The 25,500-nt window shown below is 69.2% G+C and carries 25 protein-coding genes; 8 read left to right on the top strand and 17 right to left on the bottom strand.

Features of this window, described 5'->3' with window-relative positions:
- Together thrB and rnhA are read left to right on the top strand one after the other, a co-directional pair.
- Window positions 1-954, top strand: a complete 954-nt coding sequence (thrB, locus tag FHS97_RS14185; RefSeq protein ID WP_184039245.1) for a homoserine kinase — start codon at window positions 1-3, stop codon at window positions 952-954.
- Complete coding sequence (gene rnhA / locus FHS97_RS14180) at window positions 951-1,412, top strand: ribonuclease HI (protein ID WP_184039242.1); 462 nt, start codon at window positions 951-953, stop codon at window positions 1,410-1,412. Before thrB ends, rnhA begins: the two co-directional genes overlap by 4 nt.
- A gap of 140 nt (window positions 1,413-1,552) precedes the next feature.
- Here rnhA and FHS97_RS14175 read toward each other — a convergent pair whose 3' ends face one another.
- From FHS97_RS14175 to FHS97_RS14145, 7 genes are all read right to left on the bottom strand, one after another.
- Window positions 1,553-2,905 carry an ABC1 kinase family protein gene (locus FHS97_RS14175; RefSeq protein WP_184039239.1) on the bottom strand — a complete coding sequence of 451 codons (1,353 nt, stop codon included), beginning with the start codon at window positions 2,903-2,905 and terminating at the stop codon, window positions 1,553-1,555.
- 126 nt (window positions 2,906-3,031) lie between these two features.
- Complete coding sequence (locus FHS97_RS14170) at window positions 3,032-3,871, bottom strand: HpcH/HpaI aldolase/citrate lyase family protein (protein ID WP_184039236.1); 840 nt, start codon at window positions 3,869-3,871, stop codon at window positions 3,032-3,034.
- The gene (locus FHS97_RS14165; protein ID WP_184039233.1) at window positions 3,868-4,320 is read right to left on the bottom strand and encodes a MaoC family dehydratase; all 453 of its coding nucleotides are present in this window, start codon (window positions 4,318-4,320) and stop codon (window positions 3,868-3,870) included. The genes FHS97_RS14170 and FHS97_RS14165 overlap by 4 nt, the downstream gene beginning before the upstream one ends.
- Window positions 4,320-6,173, bottom strand: a complete 1,854-nt coding sequence (locus FHS97_RS14160; protein ID WP_184039230.1) for an acetyl/propionyl/methylcrotonyl-CoA carboxylase subunit alpha — start codon at window positions 6,171-6,173, stop codon at window positions 4,320-4,322. Before FHS97_RS14160 ends, FHS97_RS14165 begins: the two co-directional genes overlap by 1 nt.
- Complete coding sequence (locus FHS97_RS14155) at window positions 6,170-6,643, bottom strand: hypothetical protein (protein ID WP_184039227.1); 474 nt, start codon at window positions 6,641-6,643, stop codon at window positions 6,170-6,172. Before FHS97_RS14155 ends, FHS97_RS14160 begins: the two co-directional genes overlap by 4 nt.
- A 13-nt stretch (window positions 6,644-6,656) precedes the next feature.
- On the bottom strand, window positions 6,657-8,252 hold the full coding sequence (locus FHS97_RS14150) for a carboxyl transferase domain-containing protein (protein WP_184039224.1): 1,596 nt from the start codon (window positions 8,250-8,252) through the stop codon (window positions 6,657-6,659).
- On the bottom strand, window positions 8,249-9,415 hold the full coding sequence (locus FHS97_RS14145) for an isovaleryl-CoA dehydrogenase (protein WP_184039222.1): 1,167 nt from the start codon (window positions 9,413-9,415) through the stop codon (window positions 8,249-8,251). Before FHS97_RS14145 ends, FHS97_RS14150 begins: the two co-directional genes overlap by 4 nt.
- Window positions 9,416-9,507: 92 nt before the next feature.
- On the opposite strand from FHS97_RS14145, the gene FHS97_RS14140 reads away from it, so the two are divergent.
- The gene (locus FHS97_RS14140; protein WP_184039219.1) at window positions 9,508-10,371 is read left to right on the top strand and encodes a LysR family transcriptional regulator; all 864 of its coding nucleotides are present in this window, start codon (window positions 9,508-9,510) and stop codon (window positions 10,369-10,371) included.
- Between the two features lie 55 nt (window positions 10,372-10,426).
- Here FHS97_RS14140 and FHS97_RS14135 read toward each other — a convergent pair whose 3' ends face one another.
- The 9 genes from FHS97_RS14135 to FHS97_RS14095 all read right to left on the bottom strand — a co-directional run bounded on the left by FHS97_RS14135 (window position 10,427) and on the right by FHS97_RS14095 (window position 20,928).
- On the bottom strand, window positions 10,427-10,705 hold the full coding sequence (locus FHS97_RS14135; RefSeq protein WP_246346689.1) for a UvrB/UvrC motif-containing protein: 279 nt from the start codon (window positions 10,703-10,705) through the stop codon (window positions 10,427-10,429).
- Between the two features lie 38 nt (window positions 10,706-10,743).
- Window positions 10,744-11,430: a response regulator transcription factor gene (locus FHS97_RS14130; RefSeq protein WP_184039216.1), complete on the bottom strand. Its 687-nt coding sequence runs from the start codon at window positions 11,428-11,430 to the stop codon at window positions 10,744-10,746.
- The gene (locus tag FHS97_RS14125; RefSeq protein WP_184039213.1) at window positions 11,430-14,099 is read right to left on the bottom strand and encodes a sensor histidine kinase; all 2,670 of its coding nucleotides are present in this window, start codon (window positions 14,097-14,099) and stop codon (window positions 11,430-11,432) included. The genes FHS97_RS14130 and FHS97_RS14125 overlap by 1 nt, the downstream gene beginning before the upstream one ends.
- Window positions 14,099-14,671, bottom strand: coding sequence for a potassium-transporting ATPase subunit KdpC (gene kdpC, locus FHS97_RS14120; protein WP_184039211.1), 573 nt, complete (start codon window positions 14,669-14,671; stop codon window positions 14,099-14,101). The genes FHS97_RS14125 and kdpC overlap by 1 nt, the downstream gene beginning before the upstream one ends.
- Window positions 14,672-14,798: 127 nt before the next feature.
- Window positions 14,799-16,832: a potassium-transporting ATPase subunit KdpB gene (kdpB, locus tag FHS97_RS14115; protein ID WP_184039209.1), complete on the bottom strand. Its 2,034-nt coding sequence runs from the start codon at window positions 16,830-16,832 to the stop codon at window positions 14,799-14,801.
- Window positions 16,833-16,843: 11 nt separating this feature from the next.
- Window positions 16,844-18,547 carry a potassium-transporting ATPase subunit KdpA gene (gene kdpA, locus FHS97_RS14110; RefSeq protein WP_184039207.1) on the bottom strand — a complete coding sequence of 568 codons (1,704 nt, stop codon included), beginning with the start codon at window positions 18,545-18,547 and terminating at the stop codon, window positions 16,844-16,846.
- 14 nt (window positions 18,548-18,561) lie between these two features.
- Complete coding sequence (kdpF, locus tag FHS97_RS14105) at window positions 18,562-18,651, bottom strand: K(+)-transporting ATPase subunit F (protein ID WP_037488267.1); 90 nt, start codon at window positions 18,649-18,651, stop codon at window positions 18,562-18,564.
- A gap of 111 nt (window positions 18,652-18,762) precedes the next feature.
- Window positions 18,763-19,623, bottom strand: coding sequence for a TorF family putative porin (locus FHS97_RS14100; protein WP_184039205.1), 861 nt, complete (start codon window positions 19,621-19,623; stop codon window positions 18,763-18,765).
- Between the two features lie 252 nt (window positions 19,624-19,875).
- Window positions 19,876-20,928, bottom strand: a complete 1,053-nt coding sequence (locus FHS97_RS14095; protein ID WP_184039203.1) for a glycosyl hydrolase — start codon at window positions 20,926-20,928, stop codon at window positions 19,876-19,878.
- A gap of 323 nt (window positions 20,929-21,251) precedes the next feature.
- On the opposite strand from FHS97_RS14095, the gene FHS97_RS14090 reads away from it, so the two are divergent.
- Genes FHS97_RS14090 through FHS97_RS14070 form a run of 5 tightly spaced genes read left to right on the top strand, consistent with a single transcriptional unit; the run spans window position 21,252 to window position 24,919 of the window.
- Window positions 21,252-21,686: a pyridoxamine 5'-phosphate oxidase family protein gene (locus FHS97_RS14090; RefSeq protein WP_184039201.1), complete on the top strand. Its 435-nt coding sequence runs from the start codon at window positions 21,252-21,254 to the stop codon at window positions 21,684-21,686.
- Entirely contained in the window at window positions 21,683-22,729 is a 1,047-nt protein-coding gene (locus FHS97_RS14085; protein ID WP_221233324.1) for a glycosyltransferase family 2 protein, read from the top strand. Before FHS97_RS14090 ends, FHS97_RS14085 begins: the two co-directional genes overlap by 4 nt.
- Window positions 22,726-23,700 (top strand): acyl-CoA dehydrogenase family protein, encoded by a 975-nt coding sequence (locus tag FHS97_RS14080; RefSeq protein ID WP_184039199.1) that lies wholly within the window; start codon window positions 22,726-22,728, stop codon window positions 23,698-23,700. The genes FHS97_RS14085 and FHS97_RS14080 overlap by 4 nt, the downstream gene beginning before the upstream one ends.
- On the top strand, window positions 23,697-24,350 hold the full coding sequence (locus tag FHS97_RS14075) for a PIG-L family deacetylase (RefSeq protein ID WP_184039196.1): 654 nt from the start codon (window positions 23,697-23,699) through the stop codon (window positions 24,348-24,350). Before FHS97_RS14080 ends, FHS97_RS14075 begins: the two co-directional genes overlap by 4 nt.
- On the top strand, window positions 24,347-24,919 hold the full coding sequence (locus tag FHS97_RS14070; RefSeq protein ID WP_184039193.1) for a class I SAM-dependent methyltransferase: 573 nt from the start codon (window positions 24,347-24,349) through the stop codon (window positions 24,917-24,919). The genes FHS97_RS14075 and FHS97_RS14070 overlap by 4 nt, the downstream gene beginning before the upstream one ends.
- A gap of 83 nt (window positions 24,920-25,002) precedes the next feature.
- On the opposite strand, the gene FHS97_RS14065 is transcribed toward FHS97_RS14070, so the two are convergent.
- Window positions 25,003-25,500: glycoside hydrolase domain-containing protein (locus tag FHS97_RS14065; RefSeq protein WP_184039190.1), on the bottom strand; the 498-nt coding region annotated here is incomplete at its 5' end.

Raw genomic sequence — 25,500 nt, 5'->3', positions numbered from 1 at the left:
ATGGCCGTCTACACGCACGTCTCCGCCGAGGCGCTCGCCGCCTTTCTCCACCGCTACGATGTCGGCGCACTGGTCTCCGTTAAGGGGATCGCCGAGGGGGTGGAGAATTCCAACTACCTCGTCGATACCGATGCGGCGCGCTTCATCCTGACGCTGTACGAGAAGCGCGTCGCGGCCGACGATCTGCCGTTCTTCATGGCGCTGCTCGACCATCTCGCCGCGCGCGGCCTGGCCGTGCCGCCGGCGATCTCCGATCGCGACGGCGCGGTGATCCAGACGCTGGAAGGGCGGCCGGCCTGCCTGATCCGCTTTCTCCCCGGCGTCTCGGTGTCGCACCCGACGCCGGCGCAGGCGCAGGCGGCGGCGGCGGCGATGGGCGACATGCACGCCGCGCTCGCCGACTTCCGCCGCACGCGCGTCAACTCGATGGGCATCGCGACATGGCGGCCGCTGCTCGATAAATGCGGGCGCGACCTCGACACGATCCGGCCCGGACTGTTCGACCGGATCGACACCGCGCTGGCGACGGTCGAGCAGGCGTGGCCGCTCGGGCTGCCGGTCAGCGCGATCCATGCCGACCTGTTCCCCGACAATGTCCTGATGCACGGCGACAGCGTCACCGGGCTGATCGACTTCTACTTCGCCTGCACCGACGTCCGCGCCTATGACGTCGCGGTGATGCATTCGGCATGGACGTTCGACGCGCGCGGCGAGAACCCCGATGCGGCGGTCGGTGCGGCGCTGCTGGCCGGCTACACCGCCGCGTTCGGGCTCAGCGATGCCGAGCGCGCCGCGCTGCCGCTGCTCGCACGCGGCGCATGCATCCGCTTCCTGCTCAGTCGCGCATGGGACTGGCTCCACACCCCAGCCGACGCGCTGGTGATGCGGAAGGACCCGCTCGCCTATCTCCGTCGGCTCGACTGGTACGAAGCGCATCCGGAGGCGTTCGCATGACCGAGCTGACACAGGTCGAGCTGTTCACCGACGGCGCGTGCAAGGGCAATCCCGGCCCCGGCGGCTGGGGCGCGGTGATCCGCGCCGGCAAGCACGAGAAAGAGCTGGCCGGCGGCGAGCCGCTGACCACCAACAACCGCATGGAGCTGACCGCCGCGATCGAGGGGCTCAACGCGCTGACCCGCCCGTGCCGCGTGACGCTGTCGACCGACAGCCGCTACGTCATGGACGGGCTGACCAAGTGGATCCACGGCTGGCAGAAGAACGGCTGGAAGACCGCCGACAAGAAGCCGGTCAAGAACGCCGATCTGTGGCAGGCGCTGCTCGAGGCGGCGCGGCCGCACCGGGTCGAGTGGAAATGGGTGAAGGGCCATGCCGGCCACCCCGAGAACGAACGCGCCGATCGGCTGGCGAGCGACGCTGCCATCGAGGCGGGGCGGACGAAAGCGATGGTCTGATCCCGTAGACCAAAGCCCCACCGTCTCCCCGGACTTGATCCGGGGCCCCGCTTCTACCGCTGCCGTCAAGAAGAAGCGGAACCCCGGATCAAGTCCGGGGAGACGTTTATCGAGGGTATACCCGCACGCAAAAACCCCGCTCAACCCCGCGCCGACAGGTCCTCGCCCACCACCGCCGCCGCCGCCAGCCCGCGCACATCAACCCGCGCCTTCAACCGCGCCGCGAGCAGCGCCGTCCCGCTCACCTTGCGCTGGACGAACAGCGTCTCGACATGCGGGACGTGCCACGTCGCGCGGTCCGCGATCATCGCCTTCGCCTCCTCGCGCACCACCGGCACGAACGCGCGGTCGCCGAAGTCGAACGCGCCCGGCCGGTTGAGCGCCGCGTCGATCGCCGCGATGATCCGGTCGATCGCCGGGCGATGCGCCGCCGCCGCCGCTTCGCCCAGAAACCCGACCGCGACCGCGGTTTCGCGGATCGCGTCACGATCGCGCGCCAGCCCCGCCTCGATCAGCCGCCGATACCCCGCCGCGGTTTCCGCAGGCACCCGCCGTGCCGCGCCGAAATCGAGCAACACCAGCGCGCCGGTATCCGGTTGCCACCGGTAATTGGCGAAATTCGGATCGGTCTGCATCACGCCGAATGCGAACAGTTCGCACAGCACCAGTGAGATGAGCGACGTCATCGCCGCATCGCGCTCCGCCTGCGACGCTTCGGCGAGCGCCTCGATCGGCCGTCCGGCAACGAACTCCATCACCAACACGCGCTTCGTCGTCAGCGCCTCCTCCAGCGCGGGTACGACATAGCGCGCGTCGCCCGCCAGCCGCTCGCGATAAGCACGCAGTTCCGCGCCTTCGCGGACGTAATCGGCTTCCTCGGCGAGTTGCCGCTTGGCTTCCGCGAGCAACGGCTTGAGATCGAGCGTCGCCGGCAGCAACCCGGAGACGCGCAGCAACGTCGCGACATTGTCGACATCGGCCCCGATACTGTCGGCGACGCCCGGATATTGCACCTTGATCGCCAGCACCCGCCCGTCAGGCAGCGTCGCGCGATGCACCTGCCCGATCGATGCGGCGGCGACCGGCGACGCCTCGAAATGCCGGAACCGCCGCCGCCAGTCCGCGCCCCATTCCTCGCGCAGCACGCGGTCGAGCTGTTGCGGCGGCATCCGGTACGCCTGATTGCGGAGCTGCGCGAGGATCGTCTGCAACTCGGGCGGGAGCACGTCGCCCGCGTCCATCGAGATCATCTGCCCCAGCTTCATCGCCGCGCCGCGCAGATGCGAAAGCCGATCGGCAACGCGCGCGGCATTGCCGGGCGTGAGGATCAGGTCGCCGACCTTCGGGCGCTCGCCCGCCGCGAGCCGCCGCGCGCCCTCGGCCAGCATCCCGCCCGCGACGCCACCCGCCAGCCGCCCGAACCCGCCGAGCCGCGCCAGCCGCCCGCTCGGCACCGCGCGGTGGCGGGCCTTGGAAAGATCATCATCCTGCATCCCGGCAGAGCGCGGGAGAATGGCGCCCGGTTCCGCGCAACACCGTCATTGCGAGCGTAACGAAGCAATCCATGGCGGCTTGGTCCGGCTCTGGATTGCTTCGCCACGCTCGCGATGACGGAAGGGTCACACCCGCGCCAGCAACCGCCGCGCCTGCACCAGATGCGGCGCGTCGATCATCCTGCCGTCGAGCTGCAACACCCCGGCCCCCGGCGCCGCCTCGAATGCCGCGACCACCGCCAGCGCGTGCGCAACCTGCGCGGCGGTCGGGGTGAAAGCGGAGTTGATCGTCGCGACCTGCGCCGGGTGGATCGCCATCATCCCCGTGAAGCCATCGCGTGCCGCCCGCGCTGCATAGGAGGCAAGCCCCGCGTCATCGCGAAACGCCGGATAGACCGTCTCGATCGCCGCCAACCCTGCCGCATGCGCCGCGAACAACGCCAGCGAGCGCGTCATCTCGTAAGGCGCGGTGAACCGTCCGTCCTCCTCCCGACTGGTCGCCGCTCCGATCGCGGCGGGCAAATCCTCCGCCCCCCACGTCAACCCCGCGAGCGGTACCCCGCACCCCGCATAGCTGCCGAGCTGGAAGATCGCCGCCGGCGTCTCAGTCGCGATCGGCAGGATCGGCGCGGTGATCCCCACCGCCGCCAGCCGCGCCGCGAGATCGTGGACGCTCGCCGCCCCCTCCGCTTTCGGCAACACGATCGCATCCGGCGACAACCCGCCGAGCGCCGCGAGATCCTCGTCGAGCAACGCCGTCCCGAGCGGATTGACCCGCACGAACACCGCCACAACGCCGCGATCGGCCCGCAACTGCGCTGCCACCGCCGCGCGCGCCGACGCCTTGGCCGCCGGTGCGACCGCATCCTCCAGATCGAGGATCAGCGCATCCGCCCCGCTCGCCGCAGCCTTGTCGAACCGCTCGGGCCGGTCGCCCGGCACGAACAGCAGCGAGCGCAGCCTCATGCCGCGCGCCGCTTGAGCAACGCGGTGCGCAGGCACTGGCAGACCAGCTCGTCACGCTGGTTGAGCAGCCGATGCGTAAAGGTGACGATCCCCGCCTCCGGCCGCGAGCGGCTGTCCTTCAGCTCCTGCACCTCGGTCTCGGCCCGCAGCGTGTCGCCGATGAACACCGGCTTCGGCATCACCAATTTGTCGTAGCCGAGGTTGGCGACCAGCGTCCCGAGTGTCGTGTCCCCGACCGACAGCCCGACCATCAGCGCGAAAGTGAAGGTCCCGTTGACGAGAATCTGACCGAACTCGCTCGCCTTCGCCGCCTCGGCATCGAGGTGGAGCGGCTGCGGATTGTGCGTCATCGTCGTGAACAGCAGATTGTCGGCCTCGGTCACGGTACGGCGGATGTCGTGAACGATCCGGTCGCCGACCTGCCATTCGTCATAATGCCGCCCGGCCATCATTCGTCTCCCGCGCTGATCCGCGCCAGCAACATGCCCTCGGTCACCTGCGCACCCTCGACGACCTTCAGCTCGGCGACCACCCCGTCGAACGGCGCGAGCAACGCCTGCTCCATCTTCATCGCCTCCAGCACCAGCAACCGCTCGCCGCGCGCGACGCGCTGCCCCTGCGCGACCGGCACCGCGATCACGCGCCCCGGCATCGGCGCGAGCAGCGCGCCGTCGCCCTCGCTCGCCCCGCCGAGATGATCCGCGCGTCGCGCCCCGAACGGCCACGCCTCGCCGCCCGCGAACAGCACGCCATTGGCGATCTCGGCACCCGGCAACGGCGCAGGCTCCGCGACATACGGCTGCCCCGCCACTTCCACCGCGACCTGCATCACCGGCGCGGCATTGGCGCGGAACCCGCGCAAGGCGGTCCACGGCGTATCGTCCGCCGCCGGCAGCAACGCCGCTGCCGCTGCCGCAACCACCGCCGCCGAAGGCTCGGCCACCGGGATCAGCGTGTCGGCATGGCGCGCGATGAACCCGGTATCGACGCGCCCCGCCACGAAGTGGGGATGCGCCGCCGCGCGCGCCAGAAAGGCGGCGTTGGTGCGCACCGGCCACACCTGCGTCCCCGCTGCCGCCGCCGCGAGCCGCTGCGCCGCCTGCGCGCGCGTTGCGCCATGGACGATCAGCTTGGCAATCATCGGGTCATAGAAGGGCGTCACCGCCCCACCCTCCTCGACCCCGCTGTCGACGCGCACGCCATCGGGAAAGCGCAGCCGCTCCAGCGGCCCGGTCGACGGCAGGAAGCCGGTCGACGGGTTCTCGGCATAGAGCCGCGCTTCCATCGCCCAGCCGCTGATCGCGAGTTCGTCCTGCGCCTTGGGCACCGGCTCGCCGCTCGCGACGCGCAACTGCCATTCGACCAGATCCTGACCGGTAATCGCCTCGGTCACCGGATGCTCGACCTGCAGCCGCGTGTTCATTTCCATGAACCAGATGCGATCGGCGCGCAGCCCGTCGGAGGCGTCGGCGATGAACTCGATCGTCCCCGCGCCGACATAATCGACTGCCTTCGCAGCACGTACCGCCGCCTCGCACACCGCAGCGCGCGTCGCCGGGTCCATCCCCGGCGCGGGCGCTTCCTCGATCACCTTCTGGTGCCGCCGCTGGAGCGAGCAATCGCGCTCGAACAGATGCACCACCTGCCCGTGCGTGTCGCCGAACACCTGCACCTCGATATGGCGCGGCGACAGGATGTATTTCTCGATCAGCACGCGATCGTCGCCGAACGACGCCGCCGCCTCGCGCTGACAGCTCGCCAGCGCCTCGGCGAAGTCGCCCGGAGCGTCGACCTGCCGCATCCCCTTGCCGCCGCCGCCCGCGACCGCCTTGATGAGCACAGGATAGCCGATCCCGTCCGCCTCGGCCTGCAACCTATCGGGCGACTGGTCCTCGCCCAGATAGCCCGGCGTCACCGGCACCCCCGCCGCGATCATCCGCGCCTTGGCGGCGTCCTTCAGCCCCATCGCGCGGATCGCCGCGGGCGGCGCGCCGACCCACACCAGCCCGGCGGCGACCACCGCCTCGGCGAACTCGGCGTTTTCGGACAGGAAGCCGTAGCCCGGATGGATCGCCTCCGCGCCCGTAGCGCGCGCCGCATCGAGCAGACGGTCCTGCCGCAGATAGCTGTCGGCCGCCGCCGCCGGCCCGATACAGACCGCTTCGTCGGCCTCGCGCACGAACGGCATCTCGGCATCGACATCCGAGTGGACCGCGATCGTGCGGATGCCGAGCGTCCGCGCGGTGCGGATGATCCGCCGCGCGATCTCACCACGATTGGCGATCAGCAGCGAGGCGATCATGACGTGCAGCCCTCGGTGCGTGCGGAATAGGTGACGTTGAGGATCTTCCACCCCGCCGCCCCGCGCACCACGTCGAACAGGTTATAGCCGCATTGCACCGGCTTGCCCGCCACCGTGACGGTATAGGGCGCCCATACCATCGCGGCATGGTCGTCGATCTCGATCGCCGGCGTGCCCTGCTTCTCCGCGACCGGCCCCTGCTCCGGGGTGAGCTGCGCCGCCCAGTCGGCCCAGCGCAGCGTCCGCCGCTGCGGCGCGCCGTCCGGCCCGGTGCGCGTCGCGGTGATCGTCCCCTCGGGCAGCGTCGCGGCAAGCGCGGCGGCGCGGTCGCTCGTCTCGATCGCGCGCAGCAACGCCGCGACCGGCGCCATCACCTGCGCCTCTTCGCTGCCCGGCGGCGGCAAGGCAGTGCCCTTGACGATCGGGGCGACGGGCGTGGTCTGCAGGAGCAGCATCAGCAGGATCATCATCGTCTCTCCCAGATCACATCCGGAACACGCCGAACTGCGCGCGCTCGGGCACCGGCGCGTTCAGCGTTGCGGCAAAGGCCAGCCCCAGCACGTCGCGGGTCTGCACCGGATCGATGATCCCGTCGTCCCACAGCCGCGCGGTCGCGTAATAGGGATTGCCCTCATCTTCATATTTCTGGCGGATCGGCGCCTTGAAGCGCTCCGCTTCCTCGGGCGTCCACGTTTCGGCATCGCGGTGGACGGTCGCCAGCACGCTCGCTGCCTGCTCGCCGCCCATCACCGAGATCCGCGCGTTCGGCCAGCTGAACAGAAAGCGCGGCGAGTAAGCGCGCCCGCACATCCCGTAATTGCCCGCCCCGAAGCTGCCGCCGATCAACACGGTGATCTTCGGCACCGATGCAGTCGCGACCGCCGTCACCAGCTTCGCGCCGTTCTTGGCGATCCCCTCCGCCTCATACTTCCCGCCGACCATGAAGCCGGAAATGTTCTGGAGGAACAGCAACGGAATGCGCCGCTGGCACGCCAGCTCGATGAAATGCGCGCCCTTGAGCGCCGACTCGCTGAACAGCACGCCGTTATTGGCGAGGATCGCGACCGGCATCCCCCAGATATGCGCAAAGCCGCACACCAACGTCGTGCCATACAACGCCTTGAACTCATGAAACGCCGAGCCATCGACGATCCGCCCGATCACCTCGCGCACGTCATAGGGCGCGCGCACGTCCTGCGGCACGATCCCGTACAATTCCGCCGCGTCGAGCAATGGCGCGCGCGGCTCTGCAAGCGCCACGTCAGGCGTGCGCGAATTGCCCAATGTCGCGACGATGTCGCGCACGATCAGCAGCGCATGTTCGTCATTCTCCGCGACATGATCGACCACGCCCGAGCGCCGCCCGTGCGTCTCCGCCCCGCCCAGCTCCTCGGCGGAGATCACCTCGCCCGTCGCCGCCTTCACCAGCGGCGGCCCGGCGAGGAAGATCGTCCCCTGATTACGCACGATCACGCTCTCGTCGGACATCGCCGGCACATAGGCGCCACCCGCGGTGCAGCTCCCCATCACGCACGCGATCTGCGCGATCCCCTCCGCCGACATCTGCGCCTGATTGAAGAAGATCCGTCCGAAATGCTCACGATCGGGGAACACCTCGGCCTGATGCGGCAGATTCGCGCCGCCGCTGTCGACCAGATACACGCACGGCAGGCGGTTCTCGCGCGCGATCTCCTGCGCGCGCAGATGCTTCTTCACCGTCATCGGGAAGTACGCGCCGCCCTTCACGGTCGGGTCGTTGGCGACGATCATGCACTCGCGCCCCGACACCCGCCCGACGCCCGCGATCATCCCCGCGCCCGGCGCGGCATCGTCGTACATGCCGTTCGCCGCCAATGCGCCGATCTCCAGAAACGGCGCGGCCGCGTCGAGCAGCCGGTCGACCCGCTCGCGCGGCAGCAGCTTGCCGCGTGCGACATGCCGCGCGCGATGCTGCTCGGACCCGCCCAGCGCGCTCGCCGCCGCCTTTTCGCGCAACGCCGCCGCCAGCGCGCGATTGTGCGCGTCATTGGCCGCGAACGCCTCCGACCCCGCGTCGACCAGCGAGCGGATCGCGGTCATTGCGCCCTCGGCGCGTCATGCCCGATCAGCTCGCGCCCGATCAGCATCCGCCGCACCTCGTTGGTCCCCGCGCCGATGTCGAGCAGCTTGGCGTCGCGCCAGTAACGCTCGACCGGCCAGTCCTTCGTATAGCCCGCGCCGCCCAGCGCCTGAATCGCCTCGCCCGCGACCTTCACCGCGCTCTCCGAGGCGAGCAGGATACACCCCGCCGCATCGAAGCGCGTCGTCCGCCCCGCGTCGCACGCCTTCGCCACCGCATAGACATAGGCGCGCGCCGAATTGAGCGCGACATACATGTCGGCGACCTTCGCCTGCATAAGCTGGAACTCACCGATCGCGCGCCCGAACTGCTTGCGCTCGCGGACATAGGGCAGCACCGTATCGATACACGCCTGCATGATCCCGAGCTGGATGCCCGACAGCACGACGCGCTCGTAATCGAGCCCCGACATCAGCACCTTCACCCCGGCGTTCAGCGGCCCCATCACCTGTTCGTCGGCGACGAAGCAATCGTCGAACACCAGTTCGGCGGTCGGCGAGCCGCGCATCCCGAGCTTGTCGACCTTCTGCCCGATCGAAAAACCCTCAAAGCCCTTCTCGATCAGGAAAGCGGTAATCCCCTTCGACCCCGCCTCGGCATCGGTCTTGGCATAGACGACCAACGTATCGGCATAGGCCGCGTTGGTGATCCAGAACTTGGTGCCGTTCAGCTGCCACCCGCCGTCGACCCTGGTCGCGCGCAGCTTCATCGAGACGACGTCCGACCCCGCGCCCGCCTCCGACATCGCGAGGCTGCCGACATGCTCGCCCGAAATCAGCTTCGGCAGATATTTCGCCTTCTGCTCGGCCGAGCCCCAGCGCCGGATCTGGTTGACGCACAGATTGGAATGCGCGCCATAGCTGAGCCCGATCGCCGCCGAGGCGCGGCTGACCTCCTCGCACGCGATCACATGTTCCAGATAACCGAGCCCCAGCCCGCCATCGGCCTCCTCGACGGTGATCCCGTGCAGCCCGAGCGCGCCCATCTCGGGCCACAGCTCGCGCGCGAAGCGATCCTCGGCATCGACCTCGGCCGCGATTGGCGCGATCCGGTCGGCCGCGAAGCGTCGCACCGTGTCGCGGATCGTGTCCGCCATCTCGCCCAGACCGAAATCGAGGTCCATCGCTCTCTCCTATGCGTCGTTGCCGCCATCCTAGAGCGTCGCGGCACCCCGGCAAAATTGAAACGCACCGAAGCTGGGTATAGATATCGTCTATGATCGACCGCTATCACCTGCGCTATTTCCTCGCCGTGGTCGATACCGGCAATTTCTCGCGCGCCGCCGCCGCGTGCAACGTCGCGCAGCCCACGCTGTCGGTCGGCATCGCCCGGCTGGAGGCATCGCTCGGCCGCACGCTCTTCAACCGCACCAACCGCCGCGTCGCGCTCACCGAAGCCGGCGCCGGGCTGCTCGCCCACGCCCGCGCGATCGAGAGCGGCTTCGCCGCCGCCGAGCGCGCGGTGACCGGCGCCGCCGCCGCGCCGCTGCTGCGGCTCGGTGTCCTCACCACGATCCCGCGCCACGCGATCGAGCGCTGGCTGGCGGCACGCAGCGGCGACCGCGTCGAACTGGTCGAAGGCAACGAGCGCGACCTGCGCGCACGGCTCGCGCGCGGGCGGATCGACGCCGCGCTGACGATCCTGCGCGACGGCGACGATCGCGGCGCGGGCCAGCATCTGCTCACCGAGGGCTATGCGCTGGCGATCGGTTCGACGCATCCGCTCGCCGGACGCGCTTCCCTCAGCGCCGAGGAGATCGCGCACGAACCGATGATCGTCCGTCGCCATTGCGAGATGCTGTCGGAGACCAGCCGCTTCTTCACCGCGCGCGGCGTCCGGCCGTTCTTCCCGGCGCGTACCACCAGCGACGACCGCGCGCTGTCGCACGTCCGCGCGCGGCTGGGGATCACGGTGATGCCGGAGAGCTTCCACGCCGACGGAGTCGCACGCGTGCCGCTGGCGGATTTCGATCCGAGCCGCGACGTCGGGCTGGTCTTCGCCGCCCACGCGCCACCCGATGCCGCGCTCGTTACCGGCCTCCGGGAAGCGCTGACCTATTCCCGGTCATCCCGGACCTGATCCGGGATCCCATTCCGGCTTTTCCTTGAAGCGAGCCTCCGCGGCGACGGTCAGGCTAGCGCTTGCCCCGCGTCATCAGGTCCGGCTTGCGCGGTTTCGTCCACCCCTCGGGCGGCACGACCTGCTGGCGACTGGTCCCCAGCCCCATCGCGCCCGGCTGCTGGCGTTTGAAGCCGTCTGCCGCCGCCGCCTCCTCCACCGACGCGCCGTTGCGCAACAAAGCGATCACGTCGCGCAGCCGGCGCGCCTCCTCGAAGTCGAGCGCCGCGGCCGCTGCGGCCATCTGCTCGCCCAACGCCTGGATCGTCGCCGCTGGTGGTTCGTCCCGCGCCATCCCTGCACAACCGGGCGACCGCCCGCTCGTTCCACATGTCACCCGTCGCCACGCAACCGATAGCCGACCCCAAGTTCGTTGGCGATCACGCTGCCGACCGGCGCGGGCGCCTCCAGCTTCTGGCGCAGGTTGCGGATCACGATCCGCAGATATTCGATCCGCGCATCCTCGCCGCCGCCCCAGCAGGCATCGAGCAGCCGGTCGTGTGTGACGATCCGCCCGACCTGCCGGACCAGCATCGCCAGCACGTCATGCTCCTTGCGCGTCAGATGCACCTCCTCACCGCCGCGCCGCACGATCCTGCGGTCGAGATCGATGTCGAGATCGCCGCGCGTCACCACTTTCTGCGCCTCGGCGGGCGGCCCGCGATGCCGCAACGCCACGCGCAGCCGCGCAAGCAATTCCTCCGTGTCGAACGGCTTGCCGACGAAATCGTCCGCGCCGAGGTCCAGCGCGGCGACCTTCTCGTCGACCGCGTCGCGCGCCGAGACGACGAGGATCACCACCTCCGCGCCGGCATGGAGCAGCGGAATCAGGCCCAGCCCGTCACGATCGGGCAGGCCGAGGTCGAGCAGGATCGCCGCCGGATGCTCCGCCGCCGCCTGCTGCAACGCGTCTTTGGCGTTCCCCGCCTCGACCACCTCGTAACCGGCGCGCGTCAGCGTGTTGCGCAGCAGCCGCCGGATCGCGGGTTCGTCATCGACGACAAGGATCTTCGCGGGCATCAGGACCGACCCTCCATCTCGGCATCGCGCACGATCGACGCGGCGGGAAAGACCAGCGCGAACGCGGCGCCGCCGGCGTCGCTCCGGTTACGCGCCTCGACCATCATCCCCATCGCCTCCGCGAACGCCTTGACGATCGCCAGCCCCAGCCCGGTCCCGCCGATTGCGCGGTCCGATCCTTCCAGCCGCGTGAACGTCTCGAATACCTCCGCCTCGCGCCCCGGCGGCAGGCCCGGGCCGTGATCGAGCACCGCCAGCCGCAGCTCGCCGAACCGGTGCCGCCCCTCGATCACGATCTCGCTGCCCGGATCGCCATAGCGCCCGGCATTGTCGAGCAGGTTGAGCAGGCAATGGTGGAGCAATTGCGGGTCGGCGCGCACCAGCGGCAGGTCGGGCGGCACGTCGAGCCGCACCTGATGCCCTTCCAGCGCGCGCCGCGCATCATGCGCCGCGCCGGTCACCGCGTCGCTCAGGTCGATCGCCTCGACGTTGAGCCGGATCGCGCCCGCCTCGACCCGCGCCATGTCGAGCAGGTTGGCGACGAAGCGGTTGAGCCGCGCCGACTCGCCCTTGATCGTGCCGATCAGTTCCGGGGTCGCGCCATGGTCGAGCTGGTCGGCGGCGGCGATCACCGCGGTCAGCGGTGTGCGCAGGTCGTGGCTGACCGACGACAGCAGCGCCGCGCGCAACCGGTCGCGCGTCCGCACCATTTCCAGGTCGCGCATCTCCGCCTGGAGACGCAGCCGCTCCAGCACCAGCGCCGACTGGTCGAGCAGGCTGCTGAGCAGCGGAAGCTGGTCGGCGCGCACCGGATTGGTGCCCGCCTCGTTCGCCACTCCCAGCACCCCCAGCGTCCGCGCGCCCGCCTTCAGTGGCTGGAACAGCCATTCGGAGGCGGCGAGCGTCCCCGATCCCTTGCCGGCCGCGCTGCCGGTATCGAACGCCCAATGCACGGCGGCATGGTCCATCGCGTCGAGCCGGTAGCCGGGATCGCTTGCCGCCAGCACCTCCAGCGCACCGCCGGCCGCCGCGCCGAGCAGCACGACCTGCACGTCGAGCAGCCGCCGCACGTCGTCGCAGATCATCCGCGCCGCCTGATCGGTGTCGTTGACCGCCGCGATCTGCCGCAGGAACCCGGCGAGCGTCGCGTTGGTGCGCGCGCTGGCGGCGGCGAGATCGGCCTGCGCCCGCACCCGCGCGGTCAACTGGCTGGTCGCGAACGCGATCCCGAGCAGCACCACCACCGAGATGACATTCTCGGGATTGTTGATGCTCAGCGTCCCCACCGGCGGCAGAAAGAAGAAATTATAGGCCAGCGTCGAGGCGAGCCCCGCGAACAGCCCGGTCCGCAGTCCATAGAGGCTCGCCGCCGCCATCACCGGCAGCAGATAGAGCAAGGCGACGTTGCCGAGATCGATGACATGGACCAGCGCGCTCCCCGCCCCCGTCACCCCCGCGACCATCGCCCCCGTCACCGCATAGCCCGACGGCGCGCCCCATGGCGCCGGCCGCCGCGTGCCACGCTCGCTCCGCCCCGCCGCCACCGGCAGGACGTGCACGGTCACATCGGGCGTGTCGCGCACCAGTCGGTCGACCACCGATCCGTGCCGCAGCTCGAACCACCGCGAGCGCGGCGACTTGCCGAGCACCAATTGCGTCGCGCGCGCGTCGGCGAGGAACCCCTGTATCCCCTCCACCACATTGGTCGCGGGCACGGTCGCGACCGCCGCGCCGAGCTGCGTGGCCAGCGTCATCGCCGCCGCGACCCGCGCGTGCTGCGCGTCGGTGAAGTGCGCGGCGCGCGGCGTCTCGACGAACAAGGCGGTCCACGGCCCCCGCAACCCGTCGGCGATCCGCTTGCCCGCGCGCACCAGCACGTCGCTGCCCGGCAGCTCGCTGATCGCGACCACGATCCGCTCGCTCCCCGCCCATGTCCCGCCGAGCCCGAGCGCGCGCACGTCGTCGAGCATCCGCGCATCGACCGCCTGCGCCGCGCGCCGCAGCGCCAGCTCGCGCAGCGCCGACAGGTTCGAGCGCGAGAAGAAATGCCCCAGCGCGCGCGTCGCTTCCGCCGGCAGATAGACCTTGCCCGCCTTCAGCCGCTCGATCAGCTCGTCGGGCGGGATGTCGACGACCTCGATCTCGGCCGCCTCAAGGATGCTGTCCGGCACCGTCTCGCGCACCCGCACCCGCGTGAAGCTGGCGACGACGTCGTTGAGGCTCTCGACATGCTGGATGTTGATCGTCGAGTACACGTCGATCCCGGCGGCGAGCAGTTCCTCGACATCCTGATAGCGTTTCGGATGCCGGCTGCCCGGCGCATTGGTGTGCGCCAGCTCGTCGACCAGCACCAGCCGCGGCGCGCGCGCCAGCACCGCGTCGAGATCCATCTCGTGCAGCACATGCCCGTCGTGGTTGACCGCGCGCCGCGCGACGATCTCCTGCCCGCGCGTCAGCGCCTCGGTCTCGGCGCGGCCGTGCGTCTCGACGACGCCGACCACCACATCGACCCCGTCGCGCCGCCGCGCCTTGCCCTCGGACAGCATCTCATAGGTCTTGCCGACGCCCGGCGCCGCGCCGAGGAAGATCTTCAGCCGCCCGCGGCCCTCCTGCGCGGCGGCGCGCAGCAGGGCGTCGGGATCGGGCCGGGCGTCGCCGTTCGGCGGCATCAGCGCGCGGCGGCGTCCAGCGCGCGGTTGAGCGCCAGCACGTTGACGTGCGCGTCGCCTAGCAACGACGTCTCGGTCTGCGCCGCGACAAGTGCGCGGACCCGCGCGACCGGCAATCCGCGCACCCGCGCGACCCGCGGCGCCTGCGCCAGCGCGGCGGCGGGCGACAGATCGGGATCGAGCCCCGACCCGCTCGCGGTCACGAGATCGGCGGGCAGGTCACCCGTTACCCCCTCGCCACGCCGCGTCGCGACGTCCTGCGTCACGCGCTCGGCCAGCGCCTTGCTGGTCGGCCCGAGGTTCGACCCCGACGAGGCCAGCCCGTCATAGCCCTTGCCCGCCGCCGAGGGCCGCGTCTGGAAATAGCGCCCGGCGACGAACGCCTGCCCGACGACGGTCGAGCCGATCACGCGCCCCGACGCATCGCGGACGAGGCTGCCATTCGCCTGCGCGGGGAAGATCATCTGGCCAATGCCCGTCATCGCAACAGGATAGACCAGACCGAGCAGGATCGCGAACAGGATCGTCATGACGATCGCCGGCCGCACGGCAGTTTTGATGTCGGTGTTCATTGAAGGCTCCTTACCTAAAGCCCCTTCCCTTCAGGGGAGGGGTTGGGGTGGGGGAGTCACAGGCGCCAATCTCTGTGAGACATCCCCCACCCCCAACCCCTCCCCCAAGGGGGAGGGGCTTGCACAATCACGCCAGCCCGAGCCCGCCGACGACCACATCGATGATCTTGATCCCTACGAACGGCGCGAGCAGCCCGCCCAGACCATAGACCGCGAGGTTGCGCGCCAGCAGCGGCCCGGCCGCCATCGGCCGGTACGCCACGCCCTTGAGCGCCAGCGGCACCAGCAACGGGATGATGATCGCGTTGAAGATGATCGCGCTCAGGATCGCCGATTGCGGCGACGCCAGCCCCATCACGTTCAGCACCCCGAGCCCCGGATACAGCGCGACGAACATCGCCGGGATGATCGCGAAATATTTCGCGACGTCGTTGGCGACCGAAAAGGTCGTCAGCGCCCCGCGCGTCATCAGCAGTTGCTTGCCGAGCCCGACCACCTCGATCAGCTTCGTCGGATCGCTGTCGAGGTCGACCATATTGCCCGCCTCGCGCGCCGCCTGCGTGCCGGTGTTCATCGCCACGCCGACATCGGCCTGCGCCAGCGCGGGCGCGTCGTTGGTGCCGTCGCCGCACATCGCGACCAGCTTGCCGCCCTGTTGCTCCTTGCGGATCAGCGCCAATTTGTCCTCGGGCGTCGCCTGCGCGAGGAAGTCGTCAACCCCGGCCTCGGCGGCGATCGCCGCGGCGGTCAGCGGATTGTCGCCGGTGATCATCACCGTGCGGATCCCCATCGTGCGCAGCTCGCCGAAGCGTTCGCGGATACCGGCCTTCACCACGTCCTTCAGGAAGATCGCGCCCAGCAACCGCCCGTCGCGCGCCACCGCCAGCGGCGTACCGCCCGCGCGCGCGATCTCGTCGGTGATCCGGCGCAGCTCGGTCGCCGCCGCGGTTGCGCCGCTACCGTCGCTGGCGCGCAGGATCGAATCGACCGCGCCCTTCTGGATCAGCGCGCCGCCGGTCTTCACGCCCGAGATGCGCGTCTGCGCGGTGAACGGGATCACCTCGGCATCGTCGGGCAATTGCGCAGTCGTGACATGAAACGCCTCGCGCGCCAGCACCACGATCGAGCGTCCCTCGGGTGTCTCGTCGGCAAGGCTGGCGAGCAACGCCGCCTCGGCCAGCTCGGCCGTGCTCGCGCCGCCGACCGCGCGGAACTCCGACGCCTGCCGGTCGCCGATCGTGATCGTGCCCGTCTTGTCGAGCAGCAGCACGTCGATGTCCCCCGCCGCCTCGACCGCGCGCCCCGACTTGGCGAGCACGTTGAACCGCACCAGCCGGTCCATCCCCGCAATCCCGATCGCCGACAGCAGCGCCGCGATCGTCGTCGGGATCAAGGTGATGAGCAGCGCGGCGAGGATCGCCACCGGGATGCTGCCCCCGGCATAGCGCGCAAAGCCCGGGATCGTCGCCACCGCGATCAGGAAGATGATCGTCAGCCCGACCAGCAGCAATGTCAGCGCGATCTCGTTCGGCGTCTTCTGTCGCTCGGCGCCCTCGACCAAGGCGATCATCCGGTCGAGGAAGCCCTTGCCCGGCTCGACGGTCACCTTGACGCGGATCTCGTCGGAAATGACGCGTGTCCCGGCGGTCACCGCCGAGCGGTCGCCGCCCGCCTCGCGGATCACCGGCGCGCTCTCGCCGGTGATCGCGGCCTCGTTGACCGAGGCGACGCCTGCAATCACCTCGCCATCGGACGGGATCAGGTCGTTCGTTTCGACCAGCACCACGTCGCCGATCTTCAACTGGCTCGCGGCCATTTCGTCATATTCGCGCCCGTCGCGCTTCAGCCGCTTGGCGGTCAGCTCGGCCTTGGCGGCGCGCAACGACGCCGCCTGCGCCTTGCCGCGCCCTTCGGCCAGCGCCTCGGCGAAGGTGCCGAACAGCACCGTCAGCCACAGCCAGATGACGAGCTGCACCTTGAACCCGGTGCCGAGCCCGTCGTGGCCGATCACCAGCAGCAATGTCATCAGCGCCGCGACCGCGGCGGTGACGAACATCACCGGATTGCGCACCAATTGCGCGGGGTTGAGTTTGAGGAACGAGGCCGAGATCGCCGGCAGGACGAGGTCGGCGGTGAAAAGGCTTTTGGTCTGCTTGGCCATGATGCGCCCGATCAGAAGAGCTGGCCGCGGATCATCGCGAGATGATCGGCGATGGGACCGAGCGCGAGGCTCGGCAGGAAGGTGAGACCGCCGAGGATCAGGATGATGCCGACCAGCAGCCCCACCCACAGCCCGCCGGTGGTCGGGAACGACCCCGCGCTTTCCGGCGTGTATTTCTTGGCGGCAAGGCTGCCCGCGATCGCCAGCATCGGCACGATGATGAAGAATCGCCCGACCCACATCGCGACGCCCAGCAGCGCGTCGTAATAAGGCGTATTGGCGGTCAGCCCGGCAAAGGCGGAGCCGTTGTTCGCGACCGCGCTGGTGAAGGCGTACAGGATCTCGCTGAACCCGTGCGGCCCCTTGTTGAGCGGCCCGGCCAGCCCCTGTTCCAGCACCGACGACAAGGCGGTCAGGCCGAGGATCATCAATGGCAGCACCGCGATCGCCAGCACCGCCAGCTTCACCTCGCGCGCCTCGATCTTCTTGCCGACATATTCGGGCGTCCGCCCGACCATCAGCCCGGCGACGAACACCGCGAGGATTGCGAACAGCAGGAAGCCGTAGATGCCCGCGCCGACCCCGCCGATCACCACTTCGCCCAATTGCATGTTGAACAGCGGGATCATCCCGCCCAGCGCGGTGAAGCTGTCGTGCATCGCATTGACCGCCCCGCACGACGCGGCGGTGGTGACGACCGAGAACAACGCGGAGGCGGCGATGCCGAACCGCACCTCCTTGCCCTCCATGTTGCCGCCCGCGACGCCGAGCTGATGCAGCACCGGATTGCCCGCCGCTTCCGCCCAATAGGTGACCGTGGTGCCGGCGAGGAACAGGATCATCATCGCCGCGAGGATCGCCCAGCCCTGCCGCGTGTTGCCGACCGCCTTGCCGAACGTCCACGTCAGCCCGACGCCGATCACGAAGATCGACAGCATCTGGACGAGGTTGGTCAGCGCGGTCGGGTTCTCGAACGGGTGCGCCGAATTGGCGTTGAAGAACCCGCCACCATTGGTGCCGAGCATCTTGATCGCTTCCTGGCTCGCGACCGGGCCGAGCAGGATCGACTGGCGCGCACCCTCCAGCGTCTGCACGTCGACGACGCCCGCCAGCGCCTGCGGCACGCCGCTCGCGATATAGAGGACCGTCAACGCGACGCAGAGCGGCAGCAGCAGGTAGAGCGTGATCCGCGTCACGTCCGCCCAGAAATTGCCGACCGCTTTGGCCTCGCGCCGCGCGAAACCGCGGAACAGCGCGAACGCCAGCGCGATCCCGGTCGCCGCCGACAGGAAATTGTGGATCGTCAGCCCCAGCATCTGGCTGAGGTTCGACATCGTGCTCTCGCCGCCATAGCTCTGCCAATTGGTGTTGGCGGTGAAGCTGATCGCGGTGTTGAACGACAGATGCTCGCTGGGTGCGGCCAGCGCCTGCGGATTGCCCGGCAGCACCGCCTGCAATCGCAGCACCGCATAGGTGAACAGCATCAGCGCCGCGTTGAATAGCAGCATGTGCACCGCATAGCGCCGCCAGCCCTGCTCTTCGGCGGGGTCGATGCCCGACAGTCTGTAGAAGCCGCGCTCGACCGGGCCGAGCACGCGGTGGAGCGGCGTGCGCCGCCCTTCGTACAGCGCGAACAGCCACAGGCCGACCGGCTTGGCGAGCGCCAGCAGGATGCCGATGAAGGCGAGGATCAGGAACCAGCCCTGAAAGGTCATGGGATCGCCTCCTTCTAGAAGCGTTCGGGGCGGATCAGCACCGCCACCAGATAGATGAGCAGCCCGGCCGCGGTCAGCGCGGCGAGCCAGAGGTCGAGGGTCATCGCGTGGTTCCTCAGGCGTTGTCGCACAGCCGGACGAAGGCGAGCGTCGCCGCCACCAGCCCGATCATGATCGCGATCCACAGCAAATCCTGCATGGTGTCGGCTCCCGTTTCAGAAGGCGGCGGTCAGCGAGGCGACGACGGTGCCCCCGGCGATCGATCCGGTCCCGTCCTGTCCTTTGCTGAAGCTCGGCTGGAGGTAGCGCGACGCGCGACGCGTGATGTCGGTGTCGACATAGCTGACGTTAAGGGTCAGCTTGTCGAAGGTGACGTCGGCGCCCAGCGACCAGTCCCAATAGGCGCCGGTCGGCGCGACGGCGGTGGCGTTCGGCCCCAGCCCGTCCTGTCCCCAGCTATGTCCGACATGCGCCTTGGCCGTGACGGGCGTCCCCGCGACCGCGACCGCGCCGTCACCCCACAGATAGAGGTTGTCGTCATTCGCGCCCGGACCGGTGTAGGTCGCCGCCGCGGCGTCCGCCCCGGTCGCATACCATTTGCCGATCGCCTGCTGTCTGGGCGCATAGGCCGCGCCGGCGGTCAGCGTCGCCGGGCCGGTCGTCCCGCTCAGCTTGACATAGGGCTCGGCAAAGTCGGTCTTCGCCGCCCCGCCCGGATACATGTACCAGGTGAGACCGACGTCGACCGTTCCAGTGTCGGAGAGCTTCGCTTTGTACCCCGCGATCAGATCGAGCTCCATATTCGCGCCGCCGAACGTGCCCCAGCCGGCCAGGTTCGACGCCCAGGTGCCCACATAGACGCCGCTTTGGTGCGCGATCGTGATCCCGCCCTGCACCGCCATGTTCCGATCGGTCTGCGAAACGCCCCGGAACCGGTAATCCGACGCAACCGTCGCCGCACCGCTGACCGACACGGCGGCCGGCGGTGCGGTGCGGTCATCCGCCGCCGCCTGCGCCTGCGCCGCGGCCGGCACCAGCGCCGAAACCGCAGCGACCACAGCAAGATAGCTTCTCATTCACGCCCCCCGGGCAGTGGTGACCGCCCCACGGCGGCCCCTTCAGGGAAGCGCGATTAGGCGCATGGCGCGTAGCAATTCGAGATCGATTCCCGGAAAAGGCGTATAGTGCGCGTATACTTCCCGCCTTTTCAGTCAGATGGCAGGCGCGCTCAGGGCGTTGGCATGCTTCTGGCCCGGTAAACCCGCGCAAAGACCGACGTGTCGGCACCGCTGCCCGGACCGACGGTCGCGGCGCCCGTTCCCGCCGCGCTACTTGAGCACGTGCCGACGATAAGCGTCGCCAACCAAAGGATATTGGTTGTCGCTCAGCTTGCCGCGGTACGCCGCGTTCGAGTTCCAGTAAGAGGCGTAAACGATGTTATGGTCCTTGAACCATTGTGCCACCAACTGGACATAGGCCGCATCGCTGTTCCTGCTCACGCCCCATTCGGCATAAGCCGTTGGTTTGTTGTGCCGCTTCGCAAAAGCCTGATGCCACGCCAGGCCATAGCGCTCGTCCCGCTTCCAGGCGAATGCCTTGGCACCATCGACATTGTCCCATTGGTGATTGTAGTAGAAGTCCATCCCAATAATATTGACGACATCGTCGCCGGGATAGGCAAGCTCCGGATTCATGCCGAGATCGCCGATATTGGGCGTCCATTCGAACACGAACCGCCCCGACACCGAACGAAAGCTCTTGACGAACTGTCGATAGGCACCGCGATACGCGGCTTCCTTGCCGCGTGCTGCCCATGGTTGCCAGTCGCCATTGAACTCCCATCCGGTGCGGACGTAGATCTTCTGCGCGTTTGGAAAACCCGCCGCCAGACTGCGCGCGGCCTGTACGTAATAGCGATCATAGTCGCCGCGGCTCGCCGCTTCCAGCGAGCTGCCATACGGAATCAGCGGAACCGTCCAGAAGATCGTACGATCGACGCCCGACCACAGACCGATCAGCCACTGCAGCGACGATGTCCAGTCCATCCAATTGGCACGACCGCTGTGCAATTGCACCCCATCCCCGCGTCGGCCCGTCCAAAGTTCATAGGCGGTATAGTCGAGCGGATTGTTCCCGACATAGACCGATCGCTGATAACTCGATGCCGCGCGGCCGGCGGGCGCGACGGTGGCCGCCGCAACAGCGCCCTGAACCGTAGATGAACCGGACGATAACACTTGCGGTGAAAGGTTGAGAGCCTCGGGAGCGGCAACAACCACGACGCGTTCGTCACCAGAACCATGTTCGTCAGCCGCCAGGTTGCTGGCAGCCGCCATCCCTGCGACGGCAAGCATTGCCGCCGCGCCAACCCATATTTTCATTTCTGTTATCCCACCCGACCCACTTGCAGGATCGTACCTGCCATATTCATGAAGGTCCGCAATCGGCCGAGGTTATCACTTCGCCTTTTCTGCGATAATATGCCGCTATATCAGGCTGAACCGCGCGACAACCTGCGCTGCCTTTCCTCGCGTCCGGATCGGCGCTTGAGAAAGAACAGGTCCTGCCTCCCCGCCGTTGGCTAAATGCTGATCGGGATCAACAACATCGCGGTGAACAACATAGCGCCGCGCTCGTTACGCCACGGACACGAAATCAAGCGCCGACCTACCGGCGTGCGCCCTTCAGGACAGAGGATTGCCGTATGGCCGAGCTGACGATGCATGATTTGTCGAAGAAAATGGCCAAGCTCGACTTTGCGATGCTGACCACGCGCTCCGCTGACGGCGTGCTCACCGCGCGGCCGATGAGCAACAATGGCGACGTCGAATATTCCGGTGACAGCTATTTCTTCGCCTATGGCGATTCCCGCAAGGTCGCCGACATTCACGCCGGGCCGCAGGTGTGCCTGGGCTACACCGGCGCGGCGGGGATGCTGGGCAGTCCGCCGCTGTTCGTGGCGGTCGAAGGGCACGCCGAACTGATTGACGACAAGGCGCAATTCGAGGCGCACTGGACCAAGGACCTCGACCGCTATTTCCCCGAAGGCATCGACACGCCGGGAGTCGTGATGATCAAGGTTCGTGCCGATCTCATTCGCTACTGGGACGGCGGCGACGAAGGTGAGCTGCGCGCTTGAGCAACCCGGGGGTATCGGCCGACGCCGCACCCGCCTTCGCAATCTGTGTCCCGGCGCGTAACGAGGCGACGCGGCTTCCACGGCTGTTCGACGCGCTGGAGCGGCTCGCGCTCCCATCGCGCGCGGCAGTGACGATTTGCGTGCTGCTCGATAGCTGTACGGACGACAGTGCCGCGATCGCCGCGACCTTCGCCGCACGCGCTCGTTTCCCGATCCATGTCGCCGCCCGCAGCGGCGCGGTCGCCAACGCGGGGATCGCGCGTCATGCCGCCATGATGCTCGGTATCGCGGCGTTGGGGGATCCGAACGGCATTCTGCTCAGCACCGATGCCGACAGCTGGCCGCGCGTCGACTGGCTGGACGCCACCATGACCGCGCTCGGTGCAGCCGATCTCGTCGCCGGCGACGTGCGCCGCGGCGGCGCGCAGCGCGATCACGCGCAGGATCGCATCGAAGTTTACTACGCCGGTCTCCACGCGCTGCGTCGTCGCGTCGATCCCGTCGCCTGGGAGGCGTCCGCGACGCATCATCACGCCAGCGGCGCGAATATGGCGATGCGCGTCGCGACCTACAGCGCAATGGGCGGCTTCGCGCCGCTGCCCAATGGCGAGGATGCGCGCTTGCTCGACGATGCCGCGCGTGCCGGGTTTCGCGTCCGCCGCGATGCCGCCAGCGTCGTCCACACCTCGGCACGGCGGCAAGGACGCGCAATTGGCGGGCTGGCGGCGGCGCTCCACGCGCTCGACCGTACCGGGCTCGCAGGCGTGCGGGTCACCCACCCGGTCGATCAGCTCTGGCAATATCGCCATCAGGCGCTTGCGCGACGCGTCTTCACGACCGGCGATCTTACCGGGTTGGCCGCCACGGTGGGGCTGGGCGTGGATCATCTGCGCGGGGTGGCGCGCGACTGTCCCAACGCCGAGGCGTTCGCGATGCGCGTCGTTCCCGAGGCACCGGGCGGGATGCGGCAGGTCCCGCTCACGGTGGCGGAGTCCGCACTCGCGGCGCTCGCCGCCGACACGACACCGGCGCGGGCGGCATGACCGATCTCCACTCCCGCTTCGTGGCGCTCGCGAAGGAACAGGCAGCGGCGGGCGATCCGGGCGATGCCGCGTCGCTGCTGACGCTGTTGCGGTTGCTGTACGATGTCGGCCGCGAGGACCTGCCGCTCGGCCGGCTGTTCGAGGGTCATGTCGACGCGGTGCAGATCGTCACCCGCTACGGCAATGCCGCGCAGCAGCATGCGCTGGCAACGGCAATCCCGAACGGCGCGACCCTCGGCGTCTGGAACGCCGATCTGCCGGGAGAGCCGCTGCGCCTCGACGGCGATCGACTGAACGGCGGCAAGAGCTTCGCTTCGGGCGCCGGCCTTCTGTCGCACGCGCTGGTCACCGTCGACCGGGCCGGCGGACGACAATTGGTGCTGCTCGATCTCGCGAGCGCGGCGCCGGCGATCGACCGCAGCGTCTGGCGCGTGGTCGGGATGCAGCGGTCGGAGACGCATGTCGTGCGCTGGCACGACGCGGCAATCGGGGCCGACGCCGTGATCGGCGCGCCCGGCGACTACGTGCGCGAGCCATGGTTCAGCGGCGGCGCGCTGCGCTTCGCGGCGGTGCAGGCCGGCGGGATCGCGCGGCTGGTCGATGCGGTGCGCGACCATCTGGTGGCGGCGGACCGGGCAGCGGACCCACACCAGGCGGGGCGTCTCGCGCACCTGTTCGCGCTGGCGGAGGCAGCAGCCGCGGCGGTGCGCCGCGCTGCCGAGCGCTGGTTCGAGGATGAGCGGGCGCGGCTTGCACGCGTCGCCGCCGCGCGCGCCGCGGTCTATGCCGCCGGTGGCGAGGCGCTGGTGCTCGCGCAGGAGGCGGTGGGCGTCTCCTCGCTGTTCCTCGATCATCCGCTCGCCACGACGATGACCGACCTGTCGATGTATCTCCGCCAGCCCGGCCCCGACGCGCAGCGGATGCAGGTCGGCGCGGCGGTCGCGGCGGGCTTGCTGCGGCCGATGCTGTGAGGTTCGCGCCCGGTCGCCCGCGCGCGGTGCTGGTGGTCGCGCCGCATCCCGATGACGAAACGATCGCCGCGCACGGTCTGATCGCGCGGCTGGCACGGCGCGGCGTGCGCGTCGCCATTCTCGTGGTCAGCGACGGCGCGGCGTCGCATCCCGGCAGCGCCGCGTGGCCGGCTCCGCGTCTCATTCGCGAACGCCGGCGCGAGACGAGGCAGGTGCTGCGGCGACTGGGGGTGACCGCGGCAGCGGTCACGTTCCTCCGCCTTCCCGACGGACGGCTCGCAGAGCACGCCGCCGACGTGCGTCGTCACACCGTCCGCGCGGCGCGCGCCTTGCCGAAGCCGTTGCTCGCGCTCACGCCCTCGCCTGCCGATGCGCATCCCGACCACCGCATCGTCGCCGCGGCGGCGCGGCATCTGCCGGGGGTGAGATGGTGGCGCTATCCGGTATGGCCGGCGGGTCAGCGGCTGCGTGGCGCGCGCGCGCTGGCGCTGACCGCGCAGGAACGGCTCGCCAAGCGCCATGCGATCCGCAGCTATCGCACGCAGGCCGGCCGGATCACCGACGACCCGACCGGCTTCGCGATGACCGCACAGCAGATCGCCGCGTTCAGCCGCCCGCAGGAAGTCTTCGCACCGGCGGCCGGGCGATGAAACCGATCACGCTCGGCGGATTCGAGCGCACCTTCGCCGACGACCCCGATCCATGGCGCACCTTCTCCGACCATGACGAGGCGATCAAGCGCGAGGCGATTTTGCACGCGCTCGGTCCCGGCCCGCACGGCCGCGTCCTCGAACTGGCCGCGGGCAACGGCTCGAACAGCCGCGCGCTTGCCGCACGGGCGCTGCGACTGGATGCGACCGAGGCGACCGCATCCGGAACCCGGCTGGTCGCGAAGGCCGTTCAGGCGCGCACCCCGCGCGCCCGCGCGATCCGTTTGGCGGTACCGGCGCGCTTCCCGCGTGTGCGTTACGACACGATCGTGATCGCCGAGCTGCTTTATTACCTTTCGCCGCCAGCGATGGAGCGCACCGCTCGCGACGTGGCGCGCATTCTGCGCCCCGGCGGGACGCTGGTGCTGGCGCATCACCGGATCGATTTTCACGACTTCGCTCAACATGCCGCAGACCTCCAGCGCGCCTTTCTCGCCGGTACGGGACGCGTCTGGCGGGTCAGGGTCGCGCGCCGCACCGGCCGCTGGGTGGTGCTCGCGTGCCGCTGATCCGATCGCGCAGGCGACGGCTTGCTTCAACGAACATCGGCGGCCGGTGACGAAGTCGATTTGTCAGCTTATTCCGGCTCTGCTCAACGCGCCTTGCTCATCGAGAAGGGCCGGTCCGCCGTGGCGGTGCCCCATTGCTTGTTGGGAGTGGGGCCCATCACGAAGCGCAGCGTGCCGCCGGCCTGCAGCGCCTCGCGCGACAGCCATGGCCGGTCGTACGCCGTGCCGTTGAGCGTCGCCGACTGGATGTAGACATTGTCGCGGCTGTTGTTCTCGGCCTCGATCGTCAGCACCTTGCCGCCGGGCATGGTGACGCTGGTGCGGCGGAACAGCGGGCTGCCGATCGCATATTGCCCGACCGTCGGGGTGACCGGATAGAAGCCCAGCGCCGAGAAGACGTACCACGCCGAGGTCTGGCCATTGTCCTCGTCGCCCGGATAGCCGTCGGGCGCCGACGAGTAGAGCTTCCGCATCACCTCGCGCGCGTGGAATTGCGCCTTCCACGGCGCGCCGGCCCAGTCGTACAGATAGATCATGTGCTGGATCGGCTGGTTGCCGTGCGCATATTGGCCCATGTCGAC

It is taken from the genome of Sphingomonas endophytica, from assembly GCF_014199415.1.
Taxonomy (GTDB): domain Bacteria; phylum Pseudomonadota; class Alphaproteobacteria; order Sphingomonadales; family Sphingomonadaceae; genus Sphingomonas; species Sphingomonas endophytica.
This window is presented reverse-complemented; position numbering and strand designations above follow the sequence as displayed.

Coding starts and splice junctions, on each gene's coding strand:
- thrB (WP_184039245.1), top strand. CDS start 1: ATGGCCGTCTACACGCACGTCTCCGCCGAGGCGCTCGCCGCCTTTCTC.
- rnhA (WP_184039242.1), top strand. CDS start 951: ATGACCGAGCTGACACAGGTCGAGCTGTTCACCGACGGCGCGTGCAAG.
- FHS97_RS14175 (WP_184039239.1), bottom strand. CDS start 2,905: ATGCAGGATGATGATCTTTCCAAGGCCCGCCACCGCGCGGTGCCGAGC.
- FHS97_RS14170 (WP_184039236.1), bottom strand. CDS start 3,871: ATGAGGCTGCGCTCGCTGCTGTTCGTGCCGGGCGACCGGCCCGAGCGG.
- FHS97_RS14165 (WP_184039233.1), bottom strand. CDS start 4,320: ATGGCCGGGCGGCATTATGACGAATGGCAGGTCGGCGACCGGATCGTT.
- FHS97_RS14160 (WP_184039230.1), bottom strand. CDS start 6,173: ATGATCGCCTCGCTGCTGATCGCCAATCGTGGTGAGATCGCGCGGCGG.
- FHS97_RS14155 (WP_184039227.1), bottom strand. CDS start 6,643: ATGATGATCCTGCTGATGCTGCTCCTGCAGACCACGCCCGTCGCCCCG.
- FHS97_RS14150 (WP_184039224.1), bottom strand. CDS start 8,252: ATGACCGCGATCCGCTCGCTGGTCGACGCGGGGTCGGAGGCGTTCGCG.
- FHS97_RS14145 (WP_184039222.1), bottom strand. CDS start 9,415: ATGGACCTCGATTTCGGTCTGGGCGAGATGGCGGACACGATCCGCGAC.
- FHS97_RS14140 (WP_184039219.1), top strand. CDS start 9,508: ATGATCGACCGCTATCACCTGCGCTATTTCCTCGCCGTGGTCGATACC.
- FHS97_RS14135 (WP_246346689.1), bottom strand. CDS start 10,705: ATGGCGCGGGACGAACCACCAGCGGCGACGATCCAGGCGTTGGGCGAG.
- FHS97_RS14130 (WP_184039216.1), bottom strand. CDS start 11,430: ATGCCCGCGAAGATCCTTGTCGTCGATGACGAACCCGCGATCCGGCGG.
- FHS97_RS14125 (WP_184039213.1), bottom strand. CDS start 14,099: ATGCCGCCGAACGGCGACGCCCGGCCCGATCCCGACGCCCTGCTGCGC.
- kdpC (WP_184039211.1), bottom strand. CDS start 14,671: ATGAACACCGACATCAAAACTGCCGTGCGGCCGGCGATCGTCATGACG.
- kdpB (WP_184039209.1), bottom strand. CDS start 16,832: ATGGCCAAGCAGACCAAAAGCCTTTTCACCGCCGACCTCGTCCTGCCG.
- kdpA (WP_184039207.1), bottom strand. CDS start 18,547: ATGACCTTTCAGGGCTGGTTCCTGATCCTCGCCTTCATCGGCATCCTG.
- kdpF (WP_037488267.1), bottom strand. CDS start 18,651: ATGACCCTCGACCTCTGGCTCGCCGCGCTGACCGCGGCCGGGCTGCTC.
- FHS97_RS14100 (WP_184039205.1), bottom strand. CDS start 19,623: ATGAGAAGCTATCTTGCTGTGGTCGCTGCGGTTTCGGCGCTGGTGCCG.
- FHS97_RS14095 (WP_184039203.1), bottom strand. CDS start 20,928: ATGAAAATATGGGTTGGCGCGGCGGCAATGCTTGCCGTCGCAGGGATG.
- FHS97_RS14090 (WP_184039201.1), top strand. CDS start 21,252: ATGGCCGAGCTGACGATGCATGATTTGTCGAAGAAAATGGCCAAGCTC.
- FHS97_RS14080 (WP_184039199.1), top strand. CDS start 22,726: ATGACCGATCTCCACTCCCGCTTCGTGGCGCTCGCGAAGGAACAGGCA.
- FHS97_RS14070 (WP_184039193.1), top strand. CDS start 24,347: ATGAAACCGATCACGCTCGGCGGATTCGAGCGCACCTTCGCCGACGAC.